This window comes from Bradyrhizobium cytisi (assembly GCF_008123515.1).
In the GTDB taxonomy this organism is placed as follows: Bacteria; Pseudomonadota; Alphaproteobacteria; order Rhizobiales; family Xanthobacteraceae; genus Bradyrhizobium; species Bradyrhizobium cytisi.
Genome location: NZ_VSSR01000021.1, coordinates 226996 through 250638, shown reverse-complemented (window position 1 = coordinate 250638; position 23643 = coordinate 226996). Strand labels below are relative to the sequence as shown.

Genomic DNA, 23643 nt, shown 5'->3' with positions numbered 1-23643 from the left:
TTCGGGCTCAATGCGGCGGAATTGCCTGCACCTCGCGCCGGCAAGCCTCGCCGAATTCACGCAGCGGATCCATCTCTTCGAGGAAGCCCGGCAGGTCGACGAACGAGGTGTTCGGTGCCAGGTAGGTCTCGATGATCAGCCGTCCCGCCCGCTCTGCGGCATGGACCACCTCGTCGTCGGACAGTATCCGCATGCGCCCGATCAGCGCATAGAGATTCACCAGAGCCGGAATCTCGGATTTGTCGCTGGTCAGCGCGTCCGCATACAGCCGGGACGCCTCCTCGATGAAGCATCGATACAGCTTTTCACGTTTGACGAACGCGTGAGCATGATGGCGTTCGCGGACCCTCCGACGGCGGGTCGCCCACCCCGTGACGATCGTGGAAATCGCTCCGAAGGCCGAGCCTCCGAACGCGGCGAAAGCGGGGAAATAGATCGTGTTCATGCGATCACTCCTCATCTTTTGCGCCGCGATGCCGACGCGCTTCCATCGTTCTGATCGAGGCTGCAGCGGCGGCTGCCTGGTCGAAGACGGCCCCGCAAGATTCGCTCAGGTCCGACCTTCTTTGCCGGAGACAGGCTTCCACACCGGTGGGGTCGGGAATGTAGCCGATGCACAGGCGAAACGCGTCAGGCGCGCAGGCGGCCCTCTGCTCGGCCGTGCCCCGGTCCTCCTGCGCGAACGCCGCACCGGCCACTAAAACTAACGTCACACCGACGAGCGCTGCTCGCTTCCTAAACATATCCGATCCCTTTCACCGGTTGATTCATTCGACGGCGCAGCGTCGCTCGGCCCGAAGCCCCGCGGCCGAGCAGCGCGAACACGCGCTTGTGAGTCTCTGCACTTGACACTTTCGCGACCCATGCGGTATGCGAAATATACGGTATAGTTTATTTAATGGTAGAACGATGTCAAGCCTGCTGTTGACGCTCGCAAGGGAAAATCCCTGGCCCGGAATCGCACTCGCATCTCTCAATTTCATGGTCGCCTTGTCGCTCGTGGGCATGAGCCTGCTGCTGACGGTGACCATCGGGACACTCGCCTGGCTTCACGAGCTTGCCGACCGGCAGCCCGCGCCCCTGCGATGTGGCGAGCCGAGCGGGCTCCGGATGCCTTCGACGACGCTCGGTTGCACCCCACGACAATCCTGGCGGAAATTCTGACATGCTCGACGTGATCGAAGTCTTCGACGTCATGCACCCGGATCCGGCCACCGGCCATCCAGTGTGGACCGGCCTCACGGGCACGCGCACAGCCCTCAAGCGGGATGGGCACGAGATCGATCTAAAAGCCATGGCCTATTGCCCGGTCGAATGGATCGACGAGCGCGGGTATCTCGATGCCCAGCTCGCGCGCCGGCATCCGCGACCCTGGGGCATCTGACGATGAGAAGGTCTCGTGCCATGTCCAGGATCGAGCTGCCATGAGCAGGCAATCCATGCTGTCACGAAGTGCGAGCGGCCTCGTCGAACCGGAGCTACCCCTGCGGGGCTATTTTTTCTGGGTCGGAGGCGCGCTGCTCTTGCTGCTTTTGGCGGCCGGTTGGGCGCTGCCTGCTCCTGCGCCGAGCCCACTCACGGACTCGCGTTCTGCGCTGCCGCCGATCCGGATCCGCTCCGACACCAAGGCACCGGAGGCGGTCGTCATCGATACCAGCGGGTTTGGACTGCGCGTGAGGGCTGCCGAGCACGACATCGCCGACGGTCTAGCGGGGCAGCCCGAAGCTCACCTCGAAAGTAGCGACGAAACTCCGACGCAGCCAACTGATCTGCGCCTTCGGCAAAGCCTGGCGCAATCGGAGCCTGACGTTGACGACCACGCAGGCGAAACCGCCAGTCGAGGCGACATCGCGGTGCGAGAGCGCAAACTCGATCGCGCCCATCCCGTAAAGCGGCGGCACGCTCCGCATTCTGCTTTCGCTAACGGCCTTGGTGCCTGCGGTTCATCGATCCGCGAGCGCCGTCATTGCCGGTATGCGTGGGTGCCGAACTAATCCCCAGCCATGAGTGAAAACCATAGGACTTATCCGATGCCAAAAATACAGTTGCTTGCCCTCCTGTTTTGCTCCGCCGTTGCGACCGGGACGGGAGCGATGGCCGACATCACTCGGGCTCCTTCCGACGCTGCACAGCAAAGCGCCGCCGCGCTGGACGATGTCGATGAAGCCACCATGCGCCATGTGCTCGAGCAGTTCCGTGCCACCCGCGTGCCGCTGGATCAGGCGATGACGATCGCCGAGCGCCTGCACGACGGCTCAAGGACCGCCGACGTCAACTTCGAGATATCCAGTCCGCCCGTCTACCGCGTGCGCACGGTCAAGAACGAGCATATCTACGAGAACGTGATAGATGCGAGCACCGGGAGCGTGTCGCAGCGCGAGGTTGCGTCGTCCTTGAAGGAGCTCGATCGAGAAGATCTCGCCAACGTCATCGCCCTGAAATGGATCAAGCAGGAGCTGTCGGATGCGGTGCGGATCGCGGAGAAAGCGGCGGAGGGAAAAGCGCTCGCTGGCGGGCTGATGAAACAGGACGGCAAGCTCAATTTCGTTGTCGTCGTCGCCACCGGCGACCGCTTGAAGGAAGTGCTACTCGAACCGCCCAAGGTCGCGCGGCAGCCAAACCACCGCTAACCCGCTGCCCGGCGGTATGCGATTGTCGACGGCGCGCCTGCGCCGCCGGCGACAATCCGCGTCGGCCCGAGGCCGAGGTCGTCCGCGTGTTCGGAGACGTGCCGGACGATCTGTGTGTGCTCAGAGCGCGGGGCCTACGGAGTTCGTCGTGGGCCCGGTGCAACCTACTTGCCGCTGAGGGACAGGCTGATGCGGGTGACGACATCGTCCCAGGCGTGCTCTTCTTCGGCGGGATAGTTGATCAGCACGCAATGGACCAGCCGCCCCGAGAAGTTGCAGCGGTCGTAGAACACCTTGTCGCCCTTGTAGCTGGAAACCGCGAAGAAGCGTGGTGTCACCCGCTTGTACTGGATGCGGGAAGGCGGATGCCTCTTCGCCAGAAAGGCGGCGGGTGAATCGTTCGCGACGTTGGGCGCGGCCTGGATCGTGAGGTCGGCGCGCCCGTCGGCGGTTCGGAAGCGTTGGCCGTACCCGTCCGGCCGGCCGGCTTCCTCCGTGAAGATCGAGGAAGGAAAATCCACCGCGGTGCCGGTCTGCGGAATGGTGTACCTGGTCCATCTCACCGGTTGTGCCGACACCGTCGCTGTCGAGGCGACGAGTGCCAACGCGAGAACGACCATCGATTTCATCGCATTTTCCTCCCGGACGCGTTCCTCTGACCCGGCGGAGCCCGGTCCTATCCTTCCTTCAGCGCCGACTTGACCTCACGTACCGGCCAGCTCTCGCCGTCCCCGATCACGCGCACCTTTGCGTCTCCGCCGACCAGCACGTGAGAACTGAGATCATCGTCAGCCGGCATGACGACGATTTCCGTCTCGGGCTTCCAGTTCAGCGTCAGATCAAGATCGCCGGGGAAAATCTGCCAGCGCGAGCCATCGTCGAGCTCGACGATGTGGCTCTCGGAATGAGATCTGATCTTCATCGCGCAGCCCAGGTACCAGCGCGCTACTTCTGCCCCGATGGCACTTGGGCGTTCGAGTTGTTCGGGTTCGGCTTGTTGGCTTCGTGATGTCCGATCGCGCATCCCGCCGCAGCGCCCAGCTTGCCATGGCCCGCCATGTGGCCGGCTACGCCGCCGACGATGGCGCCCTTGATGCATCCTTTGGCTTCCGCCGGTGACGCCAAGGCGAGTACGGACAGGCAGGTGATGGCCAAGATCGCTTTCATGATCGTTCTCCGAGCTGAGGCACTTCGGAGAATCAAGTCGCATGGAGTGAGCCCGTTCCGCTCCGGACGGCGAATGCTCGCCGAATACCGCGTGCGACACGGGCTTGGCTTCCCAGACGCCCCCTCGCGCATCGTTGAATCCCAAAGACCGCTTGATCGACCGGCCGGACGTGCGTCGGACGCGAGGGGGTTTGCGGGAACGGTCCATAGCTTCGGCCGTTCGCAAACTGGCATGAGATGTGAGGATTTCCGGGAGCCGCCGGTGCGAATACTCCTCGTCGAGGACGACCCCCTCATCCGCGAATTCGTGGTGGAGGCTCTGCGGGAGGAGGGCTACGAAGTCATCCATGCGGCCAACGGCGAAGACGCGCTGGCATGGTGTGGGAGGCTGGTCGCCGACGTGCTCGTCACCGACGTCAGGCTGCCGGGACAAGTCGACGGATGGCAGATCGCCGAGCGATGCCGCGAGCAGGATCCCGAACTCCCGGTGATCTACGCGACCGGCTTCTCGCCCGTCGCGCCGCGTCCGGTATCCGGCAGCCTGGTCCTGCAGAAGCCCTATGATCCGGCGGACATCGTCAGAGCCGTGAAAACCATGCGCAGGCGCGCTTCACCGAATTGACGGCGGAGCCGGCCGCTCGCTTTCGTCCGGAACGCTCGCTGCGGGAGGAGCGCACGCGTAGAGCGGCCCACCCTGCCACTGGAGGTTCGAACGATCGACGTCGTCGCGCGGATCCCGCTCAATTCGCCGACGGGCGAAGCGGACTGTCGGCCCATTTTAGGGCCGCCGGGTCGTGTAGCGGGTCGTCGTCGCAATTGGTGCAGCCATACCGCGACCTACCCTCCCGAGCTTCGTCGGGCACAGCCTTCATAGGCCTGCCGCACGCCGGGCACGCCTTCCGGACGGGATCGAACACTGGCATCTGATTTCCCCTGCGCTGGCAGTCTACGTCCGCCGACATCGCGATCTCAAGACGGTTCGCGGAAAAGGCCGCGGCGTCGACGCGCTTGACTCCACGTCCGCAGGCTACTCAACTCTGGGGAGTGATGTTGTGGGGGTGCGTCATGGAGCAGGAATTCTATCAGGGTCTCGCACAGCGGGTCCGGGTCATCGCCGAGAAGGCCGATCCGTTCACCCGACGTCGTCTGCTGGATCTCGCCAAGCGGTACGACGCCAAGGGCGGCACCGCGCGATCCGCAGCAACCGAACGACCGCTGCCCGTCCCGCGCACCACGCCGCCGGCTTCCGTCTTCTCCGGACCGGGCGAGGCCTGATCTTAGGTCTCTCAGGGGCCGCCCGCTCCGTCGCGTTCAGTCAAACCGGAGATCCGGCGGGCGGCGAGTTTCAGGCCGCTATCTCCGCGTGAAGCTTGCCAGCGAATGCTCGAGGAAGAAACGCAGCATCTCCCTGGTCGCGTCCGGCCCGCGCGGATCGGTGTAGGATCCGGCGGGACTGCCTCCCGACCAGGCATGGCCAGCGCCGTGGACACTCCAGTGCTCGGAAATCGCCACCCCGCCGCCGTCGGCGAGGATGGTGCGGGTATAGGCGTGCCCCTCGGGTACTCGCCCTCGAACCACCTTGGCTTGCTGGCCCTCAGCTTCGCCGGGCGGATCGAGAACCCGTTCACCGTTGTCCGGATGCACGGTGGTGTCGCGGTCGCCATGAAAGACGATGGTGGGTACCGGAGAGCAAGCCTTCGCAATACCTCTCGGCCCACTGCCCTGCCGCATCGCCGTCAGGGCAGTGGGAAGGTCGCTGGCTGCCCCGCACGCCAGACCCGAATGGACGCCGACGGCAGCGTACAAGTCCGGGTAGGTCGCGCCCATGATGGCTGCGGCGGCCCCGCCGGCCGACAGGCCTGCGACGTAGACGCGCTTGGGATCGATTGGGTGCTCCCGCATGATCTTGCGGGTGATGCCCGCGATCAGCGAAGGCTCGCCGCCGTCCCGCTGCTGGTCGCCGGTACGAAACCAGTTCCAGCATTTCGCCTGGTTGGCTCCGCGTGGCTGCTCCGGATAGACGACGAAGCAGTTCTGCTCTTCCGCCAAAAAATTCATCCGGGTGCCGGCGGCGAAATCGTCAGGAGACTGGGTGCAGCCGTGAAGCATGACGACAAGGGGCCGCGGTGCTCTATCAGCGCGGCTCGGGATGAACAGCTTGTAGGTCCGGCTTCCCGCCGCGTTCGCGAAGGTGGCAGCGACGAACCTGGTGCCGTCCGGTGCGATATCCCCCTTGGACGGTGGAGTGCGTCCGACCGGACCTGGCAGGCTGACTCCGGAAAGATTCTTCATGCCGAATGGCAAGTGGCGTTTGCGCCGCTGGACAGACGTGGCCTGCGTGGACGGGCCGCTCTCCCTCTCCTCGACGACGTTGGCCTTCAGATCGAGTGTCGGCGGCTCGAGCCTCGCCGGCTTGACATGCACAGCACCGCCTCTCGTCGCTGCGTGGGCGCCATCACCGCGCAGCATGCGCTGCAGGAGTGCGGTGGCCTCGACCAGTTGGCCGGCACGCGTGAGGCGGGTCGCTTCGCGAACCATCTCTGGATTCAGCATCGTTTCACCTCGTTCTGTCGGCGAGAGCGGCCTTGACGGCGGGAGTGGCATGCAGGGCGCCCAGCACCGAGACCGAGGCGATGGCGGCGCGGGCCAGCTCGGGCGTGACGTCCTGGGCAATGGTCGCCAGACCGAGAACGTTGATGTGCAGCATCTCGCCGGCGCGCCGCGCCGCCTCGAGATCCTGGCGGGTATAGTTTCGCAGCCCGAGATCCAGGCTCTTCCGGGCCGTCGAATTCTTGACGACGTCCGCATGCCGTTCGAGCTGATTGCGGATGGCCGTCCGGATGAAGTCGGTCCTGTTCGAATAGAACCCCTCCTGCACCATCAGATCGACCTGACCGAGGTCGACGAAGCCCAGATTGATGGTGATTTTCTCGGTATCCGGGGTCTTTGGCCGGAACTCGTGGACGTTGTCAGCCATGAGAGTTCCATGATTTACCATCCAAGTGGATGGCCGGTGGATGGTATGTGGAGCTTTGAAGAGGGACTTCAAGGCAGCAAGGCCGATTTAGCCGACCGACACGTCGTCCTCCGTGAGCCTGGTTTCGATCCGGAGGCTATTCAGCTTCGCGGTCCGGTGCCGAAATCTGGTGCCGCGCATCAAGACGAACTTGAACCGGCCGGCGATCAGCATCTGCAGGATCGGCGTTAGGGCGTCCCACGGGATGCCGATGTTGCCCAGGATGCCGTCCGGACCGACGGTGAGCGAACCGAGAGCGACCGGCGTCAAGTCCTTGCGGCGCTCTTCCACCAAGTCGGACGACGGCAGCAACGAGATCTCCGCCGTCTCGACCTTCAGCCCAGCGGGCGTCAGCAGGCGGCCCTTGATCTGCAGGTGGCGGAATTCGTGGTAGGGGTCGATCGGCAACCGCTCCACGTTGAGCGAAAACGAGTAGCCGCAGTCCCAGTCCTCGATCGCGACGATGTAGTCGACGATTTCCTCGCGCGCCTTGCGCCTGGACTTACTGACCGCTTTCGGCTTCGGCTCGGTAGCCATCGCAAGCCCCGCATCTCCAAGGACACAGCGAAACTATCCGAGTCGGTTCGTGGCGGAAAATCGGTGCCGTCGTGGGCGAGATCGCGCCGGCATCGAACAGCTGCACGTCGAGCACCACGCCCGCAAGCCGGCTGAATCGGGTCAACATGAGCCGAAACAACCGTGAATGGCTCGCCTTTCAGATACCTCGCGGTCGACGCCCCCGCTATTGTGCGACTAAACCGGGCCGTTGGATAAACTGACCTCGAGAAGAGATGATTCAAAACACATCGGAACCGGCCGCGATGGCCGAGGCATTGGGGCGCTCGACGGACTACCGGGTGTTACGGCGCCTCGTCCCGCGACCGATATCCACGCCAACCAGCGGGCAAGAAACCAGGGTTGGGATCCTGTTGGACACCGAGACGACTGGACTTGATCACCGATCGGACGAACTCATCGAGCTCGGGATGGTCAAATTCGACTACGCGCCGGACGGCAGGATCGTCGGAGTCAGGGACACTTTCTCAGCCTTCAACGAGCCATCAGGGCCGATCCCGCCCGAGATAACGGCGCTCACCGGAATCAGCGACGAAATGGTGGCCGGCCAAAAAATCGACGATGCCGCCGTCGATGCATTCGTCGATGATTCCGTGGTTTTGATTATCGGCCACAATAGCGGGTTCGATCGGAAATTTTCCGAACGCTACTGGCCGGTCTTCGAGCGAAAGGCGTGGGCATGCTCCGCGACGGAGGTCGATTGGCGACAGCACGGCTTCGATGGGGCGAAACTCGGCTACCTGTTGAACGGCGCCGGCTACTTCCACCAGGCGCACCGCGCCGTCGACGACTGTCACGCGCTGCTTGAGATCTTGGACTTCGATCTACCGACGACCGGCGCGCCGGCGCTCGCCGTCCTGCTCGACACGGCACGCCGGAAGACGGTCCGGATCTGGGCGGAGCACTCGCCGTTCGAGTTGAAGGATTCGTTGAAACGGCGAGGCTATCGCTGGAGCGATGGTACGGATGGCCGCCCCAAGTCCTGGTACGTCGACGTCGGCGAGTGCGCCGTCGACGACGAGCTCGCATTCCTGAAGGCGGAAATCTACCTGCGCGACGTCGAGCCGCGTCTGCAGACGCTGACCGCCTTCACCCGCTTCTCCAGCCGGATCTAAGGCGGCAGCCCGCCACCTGCGCGTCAGCGCCCGAGACGCTTCTCGACCCGCTTGCGCGAGTTGCCGACTTTCTTGACCGCTTTCTTGACGGCGGACGCGGACCGGCCGGTTTTCTCCGCCTCATAGCCGACCTCGTACTTCTGACCGCCGGCGACGCGCGCCCGGTCCTGCTTGCGCCCTCTCGCGGTCTTCTTGGTCGCCTTCTTCGCTGCAGCCATCGCTTTTCTCCTCGAGGTGTCTTGAGACAAGTGCAACGCCGCGAAGGATTCGCCGGTTCCGGAACGATTCCGCCTGTGCCACTTTGAATCACGTGTTGCGTGGAGCTCGTTCGTGGCGTTTCAGCGTAAGAAGCCGGCCGCCGGCCTTGGCGGGAAGGCCCCGTTTCCGGATTTCGTCGAACCGGCCCTAGCATCATCGATCGAGAAGGTGCCGTCCGGGTCACGATGGATTCACGAAATCAAGTTCGACGGCTACCGCGTGCAGGTCCATCTCCACAATGAGGCGGTCAAGGTCTTCACCCGGCGGGGCCATGACTGGACCCACCGTTTCAAGAAGGTTGCCGACGAGGCCTGGCACATCAAGGCAAGCTCCGCCATCATCGACGGCGAGATCGTCGTGCCGGCCGCCGACGGCACCACCGACTTCTCGGTACTGCAGAACGAGCTAAGGGGGAGTTCGAAGCGCATCGTGCTGGTAGCCTTCGACCTGCTTTACCTGAACGGCCGCGACCTGCGGAAGCTTCCGCTCCACCAGCGGAAGGCGGAGCTCAAGAAGATCATCGCCGGCACAGACGTCCAGTTCAGCGAGAGCTTCAAGATCGAGGGCCAAGAGATGTTCGCCCACGCCTGCAAGCTTGGGCTAGAGGGCGTTGTCTCCAAGGTCCGCGACAGCGTCTATGCCAGCGGCCGCCGCAACAACTGGGTCAAGAAGACCTGCGCGCAGCGGGAGACCCTGACGATCGCCGGCTTCGCCCTCGACGAAGGCAAATGGGACGGCATCTATCTCGGCCGGCGCCAGGGGGCCGATCTAGTCTATGCCGGCAAGGTCGACCATGGCTTCGACAGGGTTTCCGCCTCCGACCTACAGAAGCGGCTGAAGCCGCTCATCCGGAAGACGCAGCCGTATTCGAAGCGGATCGCCCACAAAGGCATCTGGGTCGAGCCGAAGCTGCTCGCCGAGATCGAGTACCGGGCCAAGTCGGCGGAGGGAAAAGTTCGCCACCCCTTCTTCAAGGGTCTGCGCGAGGACCTTTGATCGGCCGAAATTGGCTCAGATTCAAGGATTCGAAATTCCAAGGATTTGTTGGTCTGGAGACTTCTAGACTTCTCGACTTGACGCCCCCGCGGCATCCGCAATGCCGCGCCCGGCCCGGCCCCGCACGCTCCGGGCCGAACGGCGGTGCTCCGCTCTCGATATTGAGCACTGCCGAACAGCATTAGCTGCGCACGAACGCCAGGAGATCTGGGTTGATGGTGTCAGCGTAGGTAGTAAGCATGCCGTGCGGGAATCCAGGGTAGATCTTCAGAGTGGCGTTCTTGAGGAGTTTGACCTGCAGCTCAGCGGCGCCCTTATACGGAACAATTTGATCGTCGTCCCCCTGCACGCATAGGGTCGGAACATCAATGCTCTTAAGGTCCTCGGTGAGGTCCGTTTCAGAGAAGGCCTTGATGCCGTCATAGTGGGCCTTGGCACCCCCCATCATGCCCTGACGCCACCAATTATCGACGACACCATCGAGCGGCGGCGAGCCAGGCCGATTGAACCCGTAGAAGGGCTTGGACGCGACCTCGCGATAAAACTGCGCACGGTTGGCGGCCAGGCTTTTCCGAAAGCCGTCGAACACCTCAATCGGCAAGCCCTCCGGATTGTTCGGAGACTTTACCATGATCGGCGGCACTGCGGCGACAAGTACCAGCTTCGCGACCCGGCCCTTGCCGTGACGTGCGACATAGCGGGTTGCTTCTCCGCCCCCGGTCGAATGGCCGATATGGATGGTCTTCTGAAGGCCCAGATGCTCGACGACCGCGGCCGCGTCGGCGGCGTAGTGGTCCATGTCATGGCCTTCGGAAACCTGGCTGGAACGGCCGTGACCCCGCCGATCAATCCCGACGACCCGGTAGCCTTGATGCACGAAGAAGAGCATCTGGGTGTCCCAATCGTCCGAACTCAGCGGCCAACCATGATGAAAAACGATCGGCTGGCCCGTGCCCCAATCCTTGTAGAAGATCTCGACCCCGTCTTGTGTCTTTACAAAGCGACCGGTCATATTGATGCCTCCTTGAATGGATGATGCCGGGGCTGTAGCTCCGGCTGGTGGAACGGAAGAAACGATCGCAACCGCTGTGGTGCCAATCGCTCGACCCGCAGCATCCCCGTCCTCTCCGTGTTCCGTTCGCGTTGGCCCTAGGCTGCGCGCCGGTCAGACGAAAGCACCACGGTATTTCGCGATGAAAGCAGGGACCGATAGCGCTGGCGTGCCGGTAATCTTTTCGACCACGTCGTTTGTGCCTGCGAAGATGCCTTCGCGGTAATTCTGGGCGACTTCAACCAGGTGCTGCACCAGAAAAGGTGGAAACCTGTACAGATCCTCCATTTTCCGCTTGAACTCTTCGATCGACGTTGGCGCGTATGTGATTTCCGCGCCGAGGACCTCGCTCATTGCAGCGGCGATCTCGGTATGGTTCATCTCGACGGGGCCATGAAGAGTATAGATCTTCCCCTCGTGACCTGCCGGATTGGCCAGAAGGTGGGCGATCACCCTTCCCTGGTCGTCCGTGCTGATCGGGGCGTGGCGTCCGTTCCCAAAGGGGAATTCGATCTTCTTCTTCGCCCAAATCTCCTTCGCGAAATGAGGGTAGGCGAGCCAGTCGGCGAAGAAGGTGGGACGGAGATGCGTAGTCGCCACGCCTGACCAGTCGAAGACGCGCTCGGAGATCCAGTGATCCTGCGCGGCATGGCTCGTCGACTCGCGCCGCGCTGAAATCTGCGACATGTTGACGATTGCCGACACGCCCGCTTCCTTCGCCGCCTGCGCGAAATAGGCGGCTGCGCTGATGATCCCCGGTGCGATGGGGTGAAGAAAATAGGCCGATTTGATGCCTTCCATCGCGGCGCGAATATCATCGATGTCGGTAAAATCCCCGACGGCGATGTCGACACCGCGCCGGCGCAGGGCCGCCGCCCGCTCGTCGTCGGAGCGCAGGTAGGCCCTGACCCGCTTTCCCATGGCCACCAGCTCGTCGATGGCAGCGCCCCCCGTTCGACCGGTCGCACCGCTCACAAGGATGTCCGACTCACTCATCGCTTTGATCCTTTGGTCATTGGGAAGCGCCTCACGCCTAACTCGGCCACGCCGATTGACGGACGACAGTACAGAGTTGCCTCGGTGGAGGCTCTTCATCGCTGCAATCGCGACAAGAGATGCCCAGCTCATCCATTTCGACACCAGCAGTTACGAGCGCAACGAGCGGATGCATGTGCTGCGGGATCCCTGGAGTCGTACGGAGTGCGATCGCGGTCCGTACGAGGTCGATGTCCGACTGCGAAACCCCGCGAGCCGAAAGGAAGCACCGTCGCGACAAAACGCCCGCTCACTCATCGAACGGCGCCCAGTCAAGAACGACCGGCGCATCCACAATGGTGAGCGGCGACCTGTTGTGCGCAATGCGAGAGCAGATGTGAAACCAGTGCGGATAGGGTTGCTTGCAGTCGAGCTCATGATTGAGCATTTCGTTGAACGCCCGCTTGAAATTGAGTCGCGGATATCGCCGAACCACTTCGGCAACGTCAGCGGGGTCGAGTCGCGCGTCCTGCACACCGGAGACGTCGTAGGCGAGGCCACGCTGCATCAAACGACTTGTGTCGCCCCTGAATTGATTCACGTCCCAGGTATGCAACGCGATGTTATCCCAAACTTTCTGGGCTCGATCCTCCGTCACGCCCTGCTCCCGCAGGAATGCCCGCGCCGCGCTCGCGCCTTCGATCTCGAACCGGTGCGGGCCGGGTGCATGGGTGGTAAGACCGAGGTCATGCAGGATGGTTGAAAGAAACATCAGCTCGCTGTCGACCTTCTTGCCTTCCTGCTGCGCGAACAGCTCGCCGAACCAGTAGCAGCGCATCACATGGTTGAAGAGTGTGTCATCGGAAACGGAGCGCACGAGCTCTTCGGCCTGGCGTACGATGCTGCTATCCGGAACCTTGATATCTACGATCATGAGATGTCCTGTAAGTCGATCACACACCACACTTCACAACTTCCAGCGCGTCTGCAGCCAAACCCGCGTCCATGATCGCAAGCGTCTGCTTGCGACTCGGCCGCGTTCGCTTGCGCGCCGCATTCTACGCGGGAACGTCCCGGACAACCTCGGTTAACTTGCCCGAATTCATCTCGAAAAAGAAACCGTAGAGCTTGATGTGCTTCGGGACTGCCGGACTGGCGCGGAGCAGTTCGACATCGTGCCTGATCGATTTCTCGTAGTCCGTGATAGCAAGGCTATCATGCTCAAACATCTTCGAAATGTCGGCGTGATGATGATCGTGGAAATCAGCAACGAGAGTCTCCGGCAAGAAGGCCGTCGCGCCGCAGAATGAATGGTGCACAACAACGACCTTCTGAACCTGAAAGAGATAGTCCATCGTGGCCACTGATTGCAGGGCCGAAAGGGCCCGGCCGCCCGCGTTGGACACGACGAACAGCGTTCGCGTGTTTCCGATCCGGTTGCCATGTTCATCGAGGATGTTCTCTCCAGGGTAGACCTCATCTCCAAAATGATCGGCGACCGCCTTTGGAATCTCTGATGCTCGAGGGTCAAAGCAGTGAATGACGATCGTCTTCATCGGGATGAAATGGCTGAAACCCTTGAAATTGGACCGGTCGAACCATGACGCTTCGAACCACGGCTGTGTCCTGAATTCAAACTCGCTGTATTTCACCATTTTTCTTTCTCCATTGTTTCGCGCTTGATTGCGTGAAGGTGATGTCGCGAAGTGTGCAATCCTTGTCAGAGACGATGGCGGCGACGTCCCGCTCCTTCGATTTGAACGGTCAGACTGCGGCTCCCTGGATCGCTATGTCGGTCGAGCGCGCCAATGCTTCCTGATTTTCCAGGACCGCCAGCCGCTCCGTCAGGGCCGCATGGACGAGCGCGTAGGCGTCACTGCCGAGCGTCAAGCGCCTTGGCGCCGGGGCCTGATCGGCCGAGGCGATGATCGCCGCAGCGACCTTGCGCGGATCACCGGGAAACATCGCGAGGCCGGCCGACTCTGCCTTGCGGCGAAATTCGCCGGCAGGCGTCTGTTCATAGACCAGAAGGATTTGGCCCATATCAGCGCTGGACGAAGCAAAATTCGTGCGTGAAGCGCCTGGCTCAACCAGCGTGACCTCGATGCCGAACGGAGCGATCTCCGGGATCGTACCCTCGAAGAAGCCTTCGACACCCCACTTGGTGGCCGCGTAGACGCCCATCGTCGGATAGGCAGCCTGCCCAACAGACGACGAGATCTGAATGATCCGCCCACCGCCCTGTCGCCGAAGGTGGGGGATTGCCGCGCGGGCGAGCCGGATCGACCCAAGTAGATTGGTGTCGATCTGGCGCTCGATCTGCGCGTCGCTGACCTCTTCCGCCGCGCCGAACAGCGCGTAGCCGGCGTTGCTGACCACGACGTCGATCCGCCCCAAATCGGCGAAGGCTCGGCTGACAATTTGGCGCACGCCCTCGCCGTCCGTGACGTCGAGGACCGCGACCCAAAGACGCTCGCGATACTTGCTCGCGAGGTCCTGGAGAGCCTCGGGCTTGCGGACTGTGGCGGCTACCGTGTCGCCACGATGAAGCAGCAGCTCGGTCAGCTCACGTCCGAAGCCGCTGCTCGCACCCGTAATAAACCACGTCTTCGGCATGATATGCGCTTTCGTTGATACCGGAAGCCTCCAGTTGGAGACGCCTAGGCCCGCACGCTCTTTCCAATGTTGAGCAATTCGTTGACAGCAGCGCCCCACGTGCGTCCGGTCGCCCCGCTGATCAGAATGTTTGCCTGGCTCATGGTCTGCTCCCCTCTGGGGGCATGTGCTCGCATTTCTTTCGTGAGGGCGTTGCCGCGGTTGCGAGCAGGATCACCTCGGCGACCTTTTGAGGACAGGAGAGCATCGCGACGTGGCCGGCAGGAACGCGGATGGTCTCTGCGCCGATGTGACTCGACATTCTTTCCTGAAGCGCGGGCCAGATGGTGCGATCATTTTCGGCCAGTACGTACCAGCAGGACCTGCCTCTCCAGGCGGTGCTGCTGACCGGTGCGCCGAGTGCGTGGATGGATATCGGTCCCTGAGTAGCGATCATGACTTCTTTCTGTCCGACGATCAGGTCCTGGGCGAAGTCCTCGAGGATCCCCTTGCGGGTGAGCTTGAAGAAGCCTGAGCCATCGCGCTCCAGCTCCGATGCCGCCGGCGATGGCGGAAGCAGTTCGGCCAAGGTCAAGGCGGACTGATCCGCATCGGGTGCGAACGCCGCCACGTAGACGAGCCCCGCGACCCTCGGATCATCGCCAGCCTGGGTGATGACCACGCCACCATACGAATGTCCCACCAGCAGCAGCGGTCCTTCCTCAAGAGCCATGGCCCGCTGAACGGTCGCGACATCCTCAGCCAACGAGGACAACGGAAGTTGGACTGCTGTGGTCTCGACTGCTGCGCCATTGAGCTGAGCGATTACCGACGACCAGCAGGAGCCGTCGGTCCAAGCGCCATGGACCAGGATAACCGTTCTCGGCTTTGTGTTCCCCATCGCCAGCTCTGTCCTTGTCGACGACAATCGGGCCGTGCAAACTGTAGATTGGACGGCACCGGCAAGCATGTTGCGTGTTGTGAAGAATTGTTGCGGTGTGGCGAGCGGCCGATGATGACACTTGCGGGCGAGCGGACGGCCGAAGGAGCCATCTCGGAACACGTTGTGCTTCGTTTCGGAGGCGTGCGCCTGGATCGCCTCAAGCGACAGATTTTTGACGGCGAAACTCCGATCCCTCTTGGCCCCCGCGGCTTCGAAATCCTGCTCGCACTGATAGAGGCTCGCGGCGACCTCGTGAGCCCAGAGGACTTGGTTGCGCGCGTCTGGGGACGAGTCCACGTCGACGACGGCACAGTTCGAGCGCACGTCTCCAAGCTCCGCAACGCGCTCGGGCGAACCCAAGGCGGCGCGTCCCTTATCCAGACGGAGTCCGGTCGGGGCTACCGGCTTGCGGCTCCTATAACGATTGAAGACAAGCCGAGTGCGCCGGTGCGGGAGCCCCGCACGCAGGAAGGCATTCCGCAATCCCCCTCGTCGCTGATCGGACGAGAGGCCGCCATCAACCATCTGGCCGCATTGATCCGACAGAACCGGCTGGTGACGGTGGCAGGTGCCGGAGGCATTGGAAAAACGAGGTTGGCCCAAGCCGTGTCGACCCGATTGGAACGCGAGTTTCCCGACGGCGCGGTCTTCGTCGACCTTGCGTCGGTGGCCAAGCCCGAGCGGGTCCCGACAGCGATCGCAACCGCGCTGGGAAAGGTGGTGCTTTCAGGAAATCCAACGGAGATGCTGGTCGCGGGGCTGAAGGACAGGAGCGTCCTGATACTGCTGGACAATTGCGAGCACCTCGTCGAGGCGGCCGCTCTTTTTTGCGAAGCGATGGCGCGAGGTGCGCCACGGGTCCGCATCATCGCGACCAGCCGCGAGATACTCCGGGTGGAAGGAGAATGGATCTACCGCGTCGATCCGCTCGATATTCCTCCCGCCGATCTGGCTTCGGCGCAGCAGGCCTTGAGCTATTCGGCCGTCCAATTGTTTGCTGAACGTGCAGCGGCTGCTGGGAGCTTCGCTCTTGGCGATCACGAAGCACCTTATGTCTGCGCCCTCTGCCGTGCCCTGGACGGCCTGCCGCTCGCGATCGAGATGGCGGCGGTGCAGGCAGGTGCGTTGGGCGTCAGATGCCTGGCCGAACAGCTCGGCCGGCTGCAGCTCGAAGACCTGGGCTCGCGAAGGACAGCCATCACTCGCCATCGGACGCTCACCGAGATGCTCCAGTGGGGTCACGATCTGCTCTCGTCCTCTGAGCGCGCGCTGTTTCGGCGATTGTCGGTCTTCGCCGGCTCGTTCACCGCCGAGGACGCCGCGGTCGCCGCGGATGAAAGCCACCCTGCCGTGGCGGTGATCCGCGACCTCGCTGCTTTGGCCGCTAAATCTCTTCTTTCGACCGAATCCGACGGATATACACGGCGCTTCCGGATGCTGGTCACAACGAGACATTTTGCGCTGGATCGTCTTCGCCAGGAAGGCGAGGAAGCGACCGTTCGTCAGCGGCACGCATTGCTTATGCTCGAGCGGCTACGCCGAGGGGCGCCGGTGCAGATCGACGACGTACGCGCGGCTCTCGACTGGAGCTTCGCGCATGGAGAGGCATACACGATCGGACTGCCGCTCACACTCGCGTCCGTTCCCCTCTGGTGGTCGTGGCAGCTCGTCGAGGAGTGCCGCGCGCGCGTCGACCACGCGCTCGAGTCCGCAGATCTTGCGGCCGATCCCGGAACCGAGATGCGGCTCCTTGTCGAACTGTTTGCATCGCTGCTCCAGATCGACTCCCATGGACGGCATATGATCGCGATCGCCGAGCGCGCGCTTGCAATCGCGGAAAAGCTCGGCGATCTGCCGCACCAATTGAGGGCCAGATGGAGCCTGATGGTCAACGCCTGGAACGCTGGTCGATTCAAGGTCTCGGCAGCACATGCCGAGGCATTCAGAGAGCTGGGGCTCCGCAATGGCGACGCTGCCGCGATACTCGTAGGAGACCGGCTGACCGCCAACGTCCGCCACGCGATGGGTGACCAGATCGAATCCGCACGTCTCCTGCAGAGCGTGCTGGAGCGCTTGGATCGGTCGGACACTCCGATGGATGCGAGACTGGTCTACGATCAAAGGAGCCTGGCACTGAGCACGCTCGCGCAGGTCCAGTTCCTGCGCGGCGAAATCGGAGAGGCCATCAGCACGGCGCAAGAGGCCGTTCGTGAAGCCGAATCTCGAACGGACCCGGTTTCAGAATTCTACGCTCTCCAGCAGGCGGCGTGTCCGACCGCGATCTTCGCCGGTCGCCTGGACCTGGCCGAGAAATATCTGACCCGGCTCGAGACCTACGGCCAGCGTCATCGGCCGTATGCCAGCTGGGTGCCTTCACTTCGAGGGATGATCCTGATCCGTCAGGGAGAAGTGGAAACGGGCGCTAAGGAACTGGCTGCGGGAATCGCGCGGTTGGACGACCGAGGAATTTCGGCCAATCACAACCGCTTCAAAGCCGAACTCGCGACCGCTCTGATCGAAATGGGAAGACTTGAGCCCGCGAGCCACCTGCTAAACGAACTCGAACGACAATCCGAAACCAACGGCGAAGGGCTTTGCGACCCCGAGATCCTGCGCCTGCGCGCAGAAATCGTGCGCCTCTCCGGCGGTGAACAGGCGCAGGCCGACGCCCTCCTCAAACAGGCTTTGCGGGTAGCCGTCCGTCAAGGCGCGGCGATCTGGGAGCTAAGATCAGCAACGAGCTTGGCGGCGCTATGGGCTGCATCAGGCCTGAGAACTCAGGCGAGGAATCTTCTCGGTCCTATCTGTGCCAAGTTCAGGGAGAGCAACGAGACACCTGAGGTTCGAGCGGCTCGTCAACTGTTCTCAACATTTGCGTGACACCCTGCCAATCATAAGCCCGGACGTTCCGCATCCGCGGATGCTCAAAGCCAGGAGGCCAACCAGGAATCTCGCAAGGAATCGCCCGCACCGCAATCCAAGTGCGGTCCGGGGCGTCGGCGGAGGACGGGCCGCGGCGGGAGAACGCGCCGGCCATGTGAGCGTCGAGCTGGACCAACCTCAACCCCGATCCGGACCTTCGAAAACGCCGTAAATGCTGGAGGCGGCCGGCAGGCCGACGCCGCGGGTCTGGCGGAGCAGACCGCGTTCGAGGATTCCTTGAAGCGCAGGGAGCGCGTTAGTTGCCCCAATTGCCCCGAAATCGGCCGAGATTGATGGTCCGACGGCCGCCTAAGTGGTACACAGCGGTGGTCACAAAACTCGACCGGACCTTTTTGGAATCCTTGTTTTTCGGCGTTTTTCGCGCATTTGCTGCATCGGGGAAGAGATTCCCACTTTCTCCGCCACTCCCGACCTCGGCAAGTGCTCGCTCGCGGCGACTGTGCTAGTTGTGGAAGGACTCGACAGCAGCGACTTGTTGGCTTCGCCTTTCACCTCACACCGTGAAAGGCGTGCCTCACTCTATTTCGCTTCCAAATAAGTTGTGGCGCAGATGCAAACGAATCCTTTCGGATGGACTCGTGATCTGAAACGACATGTCGTCGATAGCCTATCTGCCTTTCGGTCCCAATCGAGTCCTTGATCGATTCGAAGCGGCGACTCGTTTCACTCCTTCGCCGATTTCAACAGACTGCAGAGCCACGAACGAGGAACGATGCGCCTTCGAATAGCCTCGCACCACGCTGCTCCGACGGCAGGTTCGCGAGAAACTATCGAGTCGACGCCCTTCGCGCAAAATGCTATGTTTTCAGGCCTAAACCCTTGTCTCTGAGAGAATTTTCGAGTCCCAGGTCGCATCCAGCGACCGGATGATGAGATCGCGTGAATGAATATTCGAACAAAGGCGGGTGGAGAGGATCCGCTTGTCGTAACGCAGTTCTACTACTCGCAGACGTTTCCGTATCTGATGTTCAAACATCACGCGGAAATTCGTCGGCGGCTCGTCGACGTTCCTCGCGAACTGCGACAACGGGAGTTGGCACCTCAGCTCATCCCGCTGGGCGAAGCCGCAGGCGATCAGGTGTGGCTCGTCTTCCGCGCGTATCTGGACAAAGTCGAGGCGGAGATCGCAGCGCTCGTTCGAGGTCACTCTCCTGGATTTTGGTTTCATCTCCATCGGCGTCTGCGCCCCATGCTCGCGGAGGCGCACGGGTTCAACAACGACGATGCCACCGTGATGTTGGTGCGCGGCATCGCCGAGCTCGCATACGCGAAGCACGGTGCGCTTAACAAAACCGATGACCTTGGTCCTGTCCGCCGGACGCGATTACAGACCCTACTCGACGGCACCTGGTATGAAGCCATGGCCGAAGCGTATGGAGGGAAATTGAAGGCGAAGAAGGCCTACCAGGCTTTGCGCGAAACAGACCAGATCGTGATGACCGACTTCCGCCGGTCCGACTTGATAGACGTGTTCGCCATCGAGGGGCTTTGCTACGAATACTGGCGGGCATCGGCCGCGATGCGATGCATCGGCAAGGGATCGATGATCAAGTGGGACCCTGCACTAGGGTCGCACCGCTACAAGGATAGCGTCGTCAACCCTCTCACGTTCGAGCTTCACGACGCGAGGAACGCCGAAACCTTTGGCTTTCATACGCGGCTTGGCACCTGGCTCGACGAAGAAAATGCCGGCGAGACTGAAGCCGAAGGTGGCGACACGATCAAGTTCGCCCAGTTGAAGCCGAACCCGAAGACGGAAGAGTATCCCGCCTGGAACAGCGTCGCGGGTCGCATCGGACGCGGGTACGGCGCCACCAACTTCGAGATCGGCTCGTTCTCCTTGGCGCAGTTCCGAAAGGAAAATGCATTTATGAGCGAACCGTTCAGGCTGAAGTACGGGATCGATTTCGACGCGGTACTGTTCGCGGTGTGGGCTGCCGCGTTCTTTGGCACCTACGTCGGCATCACGATGCATCATTCTACGTGGGCGCAGCGCCGCGACCGGACGATGAACAACTTCACTAACCTGATGTTCCGCGGCTACACGATGGTCAGTTTCGACCTCGACGAATTCGCGGGTGAAGCGGTTTGGTTCGCAAAGCAACTCGGACACGAAAAGGTATTTACTGTCGAAGAGGTGCGCAAAGCCGTCGAGTTCATATCCTTGAGCGAAGAAGCTCAGAAGAACATTGGTCTCTGGAGTGGCGGTAAGCGCCCAATCCTTCTTCCATCGATGGGCAAGGTAATGATCGATCTGGCGGCGATCCTACCTGCCCTGCATACGATCTTCGTGGGTCTGCGCAAGGCGGCCGGCGGCGGCGAAAGCTTTGAGAACTCCGTACGCAGCGCGATCCGGGCTCGAGGACTTGACCTCTGCCTCGAAGGCGACCTCAAGTGGACAAGCGGCAATCCGCGCGAGGTCGACGCCGCCGTCCGGCTGAACGACCGGCTTATCTTGATCGAATGTTTTTCCTACGAGCTGCCTCTCGACTTCGAGCTTGGAAAGCCGAGCGTCTTCGAGAAGAGAAAGAAGTTCATCCTGGAGAAGGTCGACCAGGCGCGGTCACTTGCAGACCGGGTCGCGAAGGAGCCAAAAGGCACAAACTTCGACGTGTCCTGGGCCAAATCGATCGAATGGCGTGTCGTGTCGCCATTCGTTGAGTTCGCGTGGCTGATGGACGAGCCGTTATACGACAAAGCGGGAATGCCGCGTGTTCTTCAAGTCCACGAGCTATTGGACCACCTGACAGATGGAAGGGTGCCGACCGAAGGCATGATCCCAATGATCAAGGAACTAAGAGGGGTTGAACTTCAAGGCAAGTGGTACTGAAAGATCGACGCCCTGCATCGTCGCCCCTGTAGGTCCTGCTCGCGCTAATTCATTCTTAGCAAAAAATTCTTCGGCGCGCGCCCAACCGAGCGCGACCTAGAACGTTCTTGTAGTCGCGCGCCAACTGTCGGTTGAAGAGATGCCTTGGCACCAACCGACTCGTTCTTAATGCGCTACCGACTCGTTCTTTCGGTGGCGGCATATCCAAAAACAAAGAGCCGCATCGCTGCGGCCCTGACTCTATTCGTCGCGATAGACTTTCTCGCGTTTCTCGTGGCGCTCCTGCGCTTCCACCGAGAGCGTTGCGATGGGCCGGGCCTCGAGCCGCTTCAAAGAGATCGGCTCGCCGGTATCCTCGCAATAGCCGTAGGTGTTGTCCTCGATGCGCTGGAGCGCGGCGTCGATCTTGGCGATCAACTTGCGCTGGCGGTCGCGGGCGCGGAGTTCGATGGCGCGGTCGGTTTCGGACGATGCCCGATCGGCGAGATCGGGGTGGTTCACGTTCTCCTCCTGCAGAGCCTGCAGCGTGAGCTTGGACTCTTTGAGGATCTCATCCTTCCAGGCGAGGAGCTTCATACGGAAGTACTCCTTCTGCCGGTCGTTCATGAAAGGCTCTTTTTCGGTCGGTCGGTAGTTTTTCAACTTTTCCAAGGGCGGCCTATCTTCTCAAGCAACGACTCATGAACGGAACGGGGTCCGTTGAGCCGGGGCTTATATAGCTACCCCATGTGACAGACAATATTTCCTTAATAGCGCAGTTAGCGCCCCCAAGCCCTTGCACAGGAAGGTTTATCCGGGAGGGCCCGGGGGCGGCCAAAAGCCGAGCTAGTAGCCGACCGTGAAACGCTGCCTCAAATGGGCCGGCTTCTCGATCTCATCGGCGAGCGCGATGGCGTAGTCGGCGAAGCTGATCCAGCTCTTGCCGTTCGCATCTGCGAGAAGCTGATCGGTCCCGAGCCGGAACTTGGTGGTCCGTTCCCCCTCGATGAACAGCGCCGAGGGCGAGATGAAGGTCCAGTTCAGCTCCTTTTCCTGGCGCAGCAGGTCGAGAAAGGCCCCACCCGCCTCCGCCTCGGCCTTGTATTGGGCCGGAAAACCGGGGGTTGTGACCAGTTTGACGCCGGGCGCGACCTCCAAACTGCCGGCGCCGCCGACAACCAGATAGCGCCCGACCTTGGCGTCCTTGGCCGCGCCGATCAACTTGTGCGGGTCGCTCGCCAGGAAGTGGACGGAACTGATGGCCACATCGTGCCCGGCCCAGAGCTTGGACAGGCCGGCCTGGTCGAGCACGTCGCCCTTAGTCGGGGTGACGTTCGGCAGGATTGCAATCTTCTCCGGGTTCCGTGCGATGGCGGTGACGCCGTGGCCGCGGCGAGACAGTTCCTTGGTGATCTCCGAACCGGCCCGGCCCGAGGCGCCGGCAACTGCGATTTTCATGGAAGGCTCCTTCGCTTCTGTAGTAACCAATGGTAACTAGATATCGTAAGGAACGCTGGTGTTAAGAGAGCACTTTGTGCTTACCTGATTACGCAGGAGTAACCGGCAAGCCGAACGCAAGTGCGAGGCAAGTACGAGGCAAGTGCAAGGAATGAGATGAAACCCAACGTCTATGCAGCCGATTGTCCAACGCGCCAGATCCTCGATCGCGTCGGCGACAAATGGGCCGTGCTGATCCTGTTGTTGCTGCGCGAGGAGCCGATGCGCTTCAATCAGTTACGCCGCACGATTGAAGGCATCTCGCAGAAGATGCTGAGCCAGGTTCTCAAGTCGCTCGAGCGCGACGGCTTGATCAAGCGCCGCGCCATCGCGACCGTGCCGGTGACGGTTGAATATTCGATCACGCAGCTCGGTGTGACGCTCGCCGCCGCGGTCGATCCGTTGCGCGATTGGGCCGAGGAAAATCTGAAAGACGTGCTCGCCGCCCAGCGCCGCTACGATTCGCAGCAGAAAGACGAAGCGGCGTAAAGCCGTTCCGTAAGCGCCTCAAATGATCCGCTGGACGACTACGCCTGCTCGGCCTTGGCCAGCTCGACCTCGACGCGCAGCTCGATCTCGGACAGCACGGAATCGAGACCGGGATCGCCGGAGGACGATTTCAGGTTCGCAGCCGCATCGCGCAGCCGCATCACGGTCGATGTATCGAGATTGCCGGACAAGAGTCCCATCTTGAGATCGTCGAGCACGTCGAGCGCGGTCTTGCCGCGGACGACCGAGCGCTTGCGGCGCTCGACCGGATCTTCCTCGATGCCTTGCAGCGCGAGCAGCGCATCGATGTTGGCGGAGGCCTTGGGTGCGGCCGCTGCGCGGGTCTCCTGCGCCGAATTCGTGTCGGGCAGCACGAAGGTGCCGGAGCTCGTTCGCCTGGCCTGGCTGGCCGGCGTTCCAAGCGTGGTGCCATTCGGTCCGTAGATGCGCATCGGAGCAATCCGGGTGATCGATGCGCCACATTCGCCGCTTTATGGTTAACGGGGCGTAAACGGCCCGGCAAAATCTGCCGACAGGCGGCAGTTTCGCTCCTTAGGGCGAATGCCGGCTGGCACCGATCCGA

The 23643-nt window shown here is 62.0% G+C and carries 29 protein-coding genes; 11 read left to right on the top strand and 18 right to left on the bottom strand.

Going from position 1 to position 23643, the window contains the following annotated elements; translation table 11 throughout:
* Positions 1-7 precede the first annotated feature (7 nt).
* Both FXB38_RS13720 and FXB38_RS13715 read right to left on the bottom strand, forming a co-directional pair.
* Positions 8-445 carry a hypothetical protein gene (locus FXB38_RS13720; RefSeq protein ID WP_245289054.1) on the bottom strand — a complete coding sequence of 146 codons (438 nt, stop codon included), beginning with the start codon at positions 443-445 and terminating at the stop codon, positions 8-10.
* 4 nt (positions 446-449) lie between these two features.
* A complete protein-coding gene (locus FXB38_RS13715) occupies positions 450-743 on the bottom strand; it encodes a hypothetical protein (RefSeq protein WP_148751377.1) in 294 nt (97 codons plus the stop codon).
* A 166-nt stretch (positions 744-909) separates the two neighbouring features.
* Here FXB38_RS13715 and FXB38_RS13710 point away from each other — a divergent pair, with 166 nt between their 5' ends.
* From FXB38_RS13710 to FXB38_RS13695, 4 genes are all read left to right on the top strand, one after another.
* On the top strand, positions 910-1164 hold the full coding sequence (locus tag FXB38_RS13710) for a hypothetical protein (RefSeq protein ID WP_148751376.1): 255 nt from the start codon (positions 910-912) through the stop codon (positions 1162-1164).
* Between the two features lies 1 nt (position 1165).
* Entirely contained in the window at positions 1166-1384 is a 219-nt protein-coding gene (locus FXB38_RS13705; protein ID WP_148751375.1) for a hypothetical protein, read from the top strand.
* A gap of 40 nt (positions 1385-1424) precedes the next feature.
* Positions 1425-1994, top strand: coding sequence for a hypothetical protein (locus FXB38_RS42710; RefSeq protein ID WP_187434855.1), 570 nt, complete (start codon positions 1425-1427; stop codon positions 1992-1994).
* Positions 1995-2093: 99 nt separating this feature from the next.
* A complete protein-coding gene (locus FXB38_RS13695; RefSeq protein WP_246229872.1) occupies positions 2094-2630 on the top strand; it encodes a PepSY domain-containing protein in 537 nt (178 codons plus the stop codon).
* Between the two features lie 164 nt (positions 2631-2794).
* Here FXB38_RS13695 and FXB38_RS13690 read toward each other — a convergent pair whose 3' ends face one another.
* From FXB38_RS13690 to FXB38_RS42700, 3 genes are read right to left on the bottom strand one after another with little or no spacing between them, the layout of a single operon-like run.
* Positions 2795-3259 carry a hypothetical protein gene (locus FXB38_RS13690; RefSeq protein WP_148751372.1) on the bottom strand — a complete coding sequence of 155 codons (465 nt, stop codon included), beginning with the start codon at positions 3257-3259 and terminating at the stop codon, positions 2795-2797.
* A 47-nt stretch (positions 3260-3306) separates the two neighbouring features.
* A complete protein-coding gene (locus FXB38_RS42705; protein ID WP_187434854.1) occupies positions 3307-3552 on the bottom strand; it encodes a hypothetical protein in 246 nt (81 codons plus the stop codon).
* 23 nt (positions 3553-3575) lie between these two features.
* Complete coding sequence (locus FXB38_RS42700; protein ID WP_187434853.1) at positions 3576-3797, bottom strand: hypothetical protein; 222 nt, start codon at positions 3795-3797, stop codon at positions 3576-3578.
* On the opposite strand from FXB38_RS42700, the gene FXB38_RS43790 reads away from it, so the two are divergent.
* Positions 3778-4419: a response regulator transcription factor gene (locus FXB38_RS43790; protein WP_246229870.1), complete on the top strand. Its 642-nt coding sequence runs from the start codon at positions 3778-3780 to the stop codon at positions 4417-4419. The genes FXB38_RS42700 and FXB38_RS43790 overlap by 20 nt on opposite strands.
* 443 nt (positions 4420-4862) lie before the next feature.
* Complete coding sequence (locus FXB38_RS13665) at positions 4863-5072, top strand: hypothetical protein (protein ID WP_148751368.1); 210 nt, start codon at positions 4863-4865, stop codon at positions 5070-5072.
* 78 nt (positions 5073-5150) lie between these two features.
* Here FXB38_RS13665 and FXB38_RS13660 read toward each other — a convergent pair whose 3' ends face one another.
* From FXB38_RS13660 to FXB38_RS13650, 3 genes are all read right to left on the bottom strand, one after another.
* Positions 5151-6350, bottom strand: a complete 1200-nt coding sequence (locus FXB38_RS13660) for an extracellular catalytic domain type 1 short-chain-length polyhydroxyalkanoate depolymerase (protein WP_148751367.1) — start codon at positions 6348-6350, stop codon at positions 5151-5153.
* A gap of 4 nt (positions 6351-6354) precedes the next feature.
* A complete protein-coding gene (locus FXB38_RS13655) occupies positions 6355-6774 on the bottom strand; it encodes a CopG family transcriptional regulator (RefSeq protein WP_148751366.1) in 420 nt (139 codons plus the stop codon).
* A gap of 87 nt (positions 6775-6861) precedes the next feature.
* The gene (locus FXB38_RS13650; protein ID WP_148751365.1) at positions 6862-7350 is read right to left on the bottom strand and encodes a hypothetical protein; all 489 of its coding nucleotides are present in this window, start codon (positions 7348-7350) and stop codon (positions 6862-6864) included.
* 254 nt (positions 7351-7604) lie between these two features.
* Between FXB38_RS13650 and FXB38_RS13645 the strand changes: the two genes are divergently transcribed.
* Complete coding sequence (locus FXB38_RS13645) at positions 7605-8504, top strand: 3'-5' exonuclease (protein ID WP_148751364.1); 900 nt, start codon at positions 7605-7607, stop codon at positions 8502-8504.
* Positions 8505-8527: 23 nt separating this feature from the next.
* Here the strand turns inward: FXB38_RS13645 and FXB38_RS13640 are convergent, their stop codons facing one another.
* Positions 8528-8722: a DUF3606 domain-containing protein gene (locus tag FXB38_RS13640; protein ID WP_148751363.1), complete on the bottom strand. Its 195-nt coding sequence runs from the start codon at positions 8720-8722 to the stop codon at positions 8528-8530.
* Positions 8723-8834: 112 nt separating this feature from the next.
* On the opposite strand from FXB38_RS13640, the gene ligD reads away from it, so the two are divergent.
* The gene (gene ligD, locus FXB38_RS13635) at positions 8835-9758 is read left to right on the top strand and encodes a non-homologous end-joining DNA ligase (RefSeq protein ID WP_148751362.1); all 924 of its coding nucleotides are present in this window, start codon (positions 8835-8837) and stop codon (positions 9756-9758) included.
* Between the two features lie 181 nt (positions 9759-9939).
* Here the strand turns inward: ligD and FXB38_RS13630 are convergent, their stop codons facing one another.
* The 6 genes from FXB38_RS13630 to FXB38_RS13595 all read right to left on the bottom strand — a co-directional run bounded on the left by FXB38_RS13630 (position 9940) and on the right by FXB38_RS13595 (position 15280).
* Positions 9940-10836 (bottom strand): alpha/beta fold hydrolase, encoded by an 897-nt coding sequence (locus FXB38_RS13630; protein WP_246229892.1) that lies wholly within the window; start codon positions 10834-10836, stop codon positions 9940-9942.
* An 87-nt stretch (positions 10837-10923) separates the two neighbouring features.
* Positions 10924-11805 (bottom strand): NmrA family NAD(P)-binding protein, encoded by an 882-nt coding sequence (locus FXB38_RS13625; RefSeq protein ID WP_148751360.1) that lies wholly within the window; start codon positions 11803-11805, stop codon positions 10924-10926.
* A gap of 289 nt (positions 11806-12094) precedes the next feature.
* Positions 12095-12718 carry an HD domain-containing protein gene (locus tag FXB38_RS13615; protein WP_148751359.1) on the bottom strand — a complete coding sequence of 208 codons (624 nt, stop codon included), beginning with the start codon at positions 12716-12718 and terminating at the stop codon, positions 12095-12097.
* A gap of 124 nt (positions 12719-12842) precedes the next feature.
* Positions 12843-13439 carry a carbonic anhydrase gene (locus FXB38_RS13610; protein ID WP_148751358.1) on the bottom strand — a complete coding sequence of 199 codons (597 nt, stop codon included), beginning with the start codon at positions 13437-13439 and terminating at the stop codon, positions 12843-12845.
* 109 nt (positions 13440-13548) lie between these two features.
* Positions 13549-14400, bottom strand: a complete 852-nt coding sequence (locus FXB38_RS13605; protein ID WP_148751357.1) for an SDR family oxidoreductase — start codon at positions 14398-14400, stop codon at positions 13549-13551.
* Positions 14401-14539: 139 nt separating this feature from the next.
* Positions 14540-15280, bottom strand: a complete 741-nt coding sequence (locus tag FXB38_RS13595) for an alpha/beta hydrolase (RefSeq protein WP_148751356.1) — start codon at positions 15278-15280, stop codon at positions 14540-14542.
* Between the two features lie 111 nt (positions 15281-15391).
* On the opposite strand from FXB38_RS13595, the gene FXB38_RS13590 reads away from it, so the two are divergent.
* On the top strand, positions 15392-18202 hold the full coding sequence (locus tag FXB38_RS13590; protein ID WP_187434852.1) for an ATP-binding protein: 2811 nt from the start codon (positions 15392-15394) through the stop codon (positions 18200-18202).
* A 946-nt stretch (positions 18203-19148) separates the two neighbouring features.
* The gene (locus FXB38_RS13585) at positions 19149-21095 is read left to right on the top strand and encodes a hypothetical protein (RefSeq protein ID WP_148751354.1); all 1947 of its coding nucleotides are present in this window, start codon (positions 19149-19151) and stop codon (positions 21093-21095) included.
* Between the two features lie 240 nt (positions 21096-21335).
* On the opposite strand, the gene dksA is transcribed toward FXB38_RS13585, so the two are convergent.
* Complete coding sequence (gene dksA, locus FXB38_RS13580; RefSeq protein ID WP_008142458.1) at positions 21336-21701, bottom strand: RNA polymerase-binding protein DksA; 366 nt, start codon at positions 21699-21701, stop codon at positions 21336-21338.
* Between the two features lie 219 nt (positions 21702-21920).
* Positions 21921-22532, bottom strand: coding sequence for an NAD(P)-dependent oxidoreductase (locus FXB38_RS13575; protein WP_148751353.1), 612 nt, complete (start codon positions 22530-22532; stop codon positions 21921-21923).
* 156 nt (positions 22533-22688) lie between these two features.
* Between FXB38_RS13575 and FXB38_RS13570 the strand changes: the two genes are divergently transcribed.
* Positions 22689-23060, top strand: coding sequence for a winged helix-turn-helix transcriptional regulator (locus FXB38_RS13570; protein ID WP_148751352.1), 372 nt, complete (start codon positions 22689-22691; stop codon positions 23058-23060).
* A 38-nt stretch (positions 23061-23098) separates the two neighbouring features.
* Here FXB38_RS13570 and FXB38_RS13565 read toward each other — a convergent pair whose 3' ends face one another.
* Entirely contained in the window at positions 23099-23512 is a 414-nt protein-coding gene (locus tag FXB38_RS13565; RefSeq protein WP_148751351.1) for a flagellar assembly protein FliX, read from the bottom strand.
* Between the last annotated feature and the right edge of the window lie 131 nt (positions 23513-23643).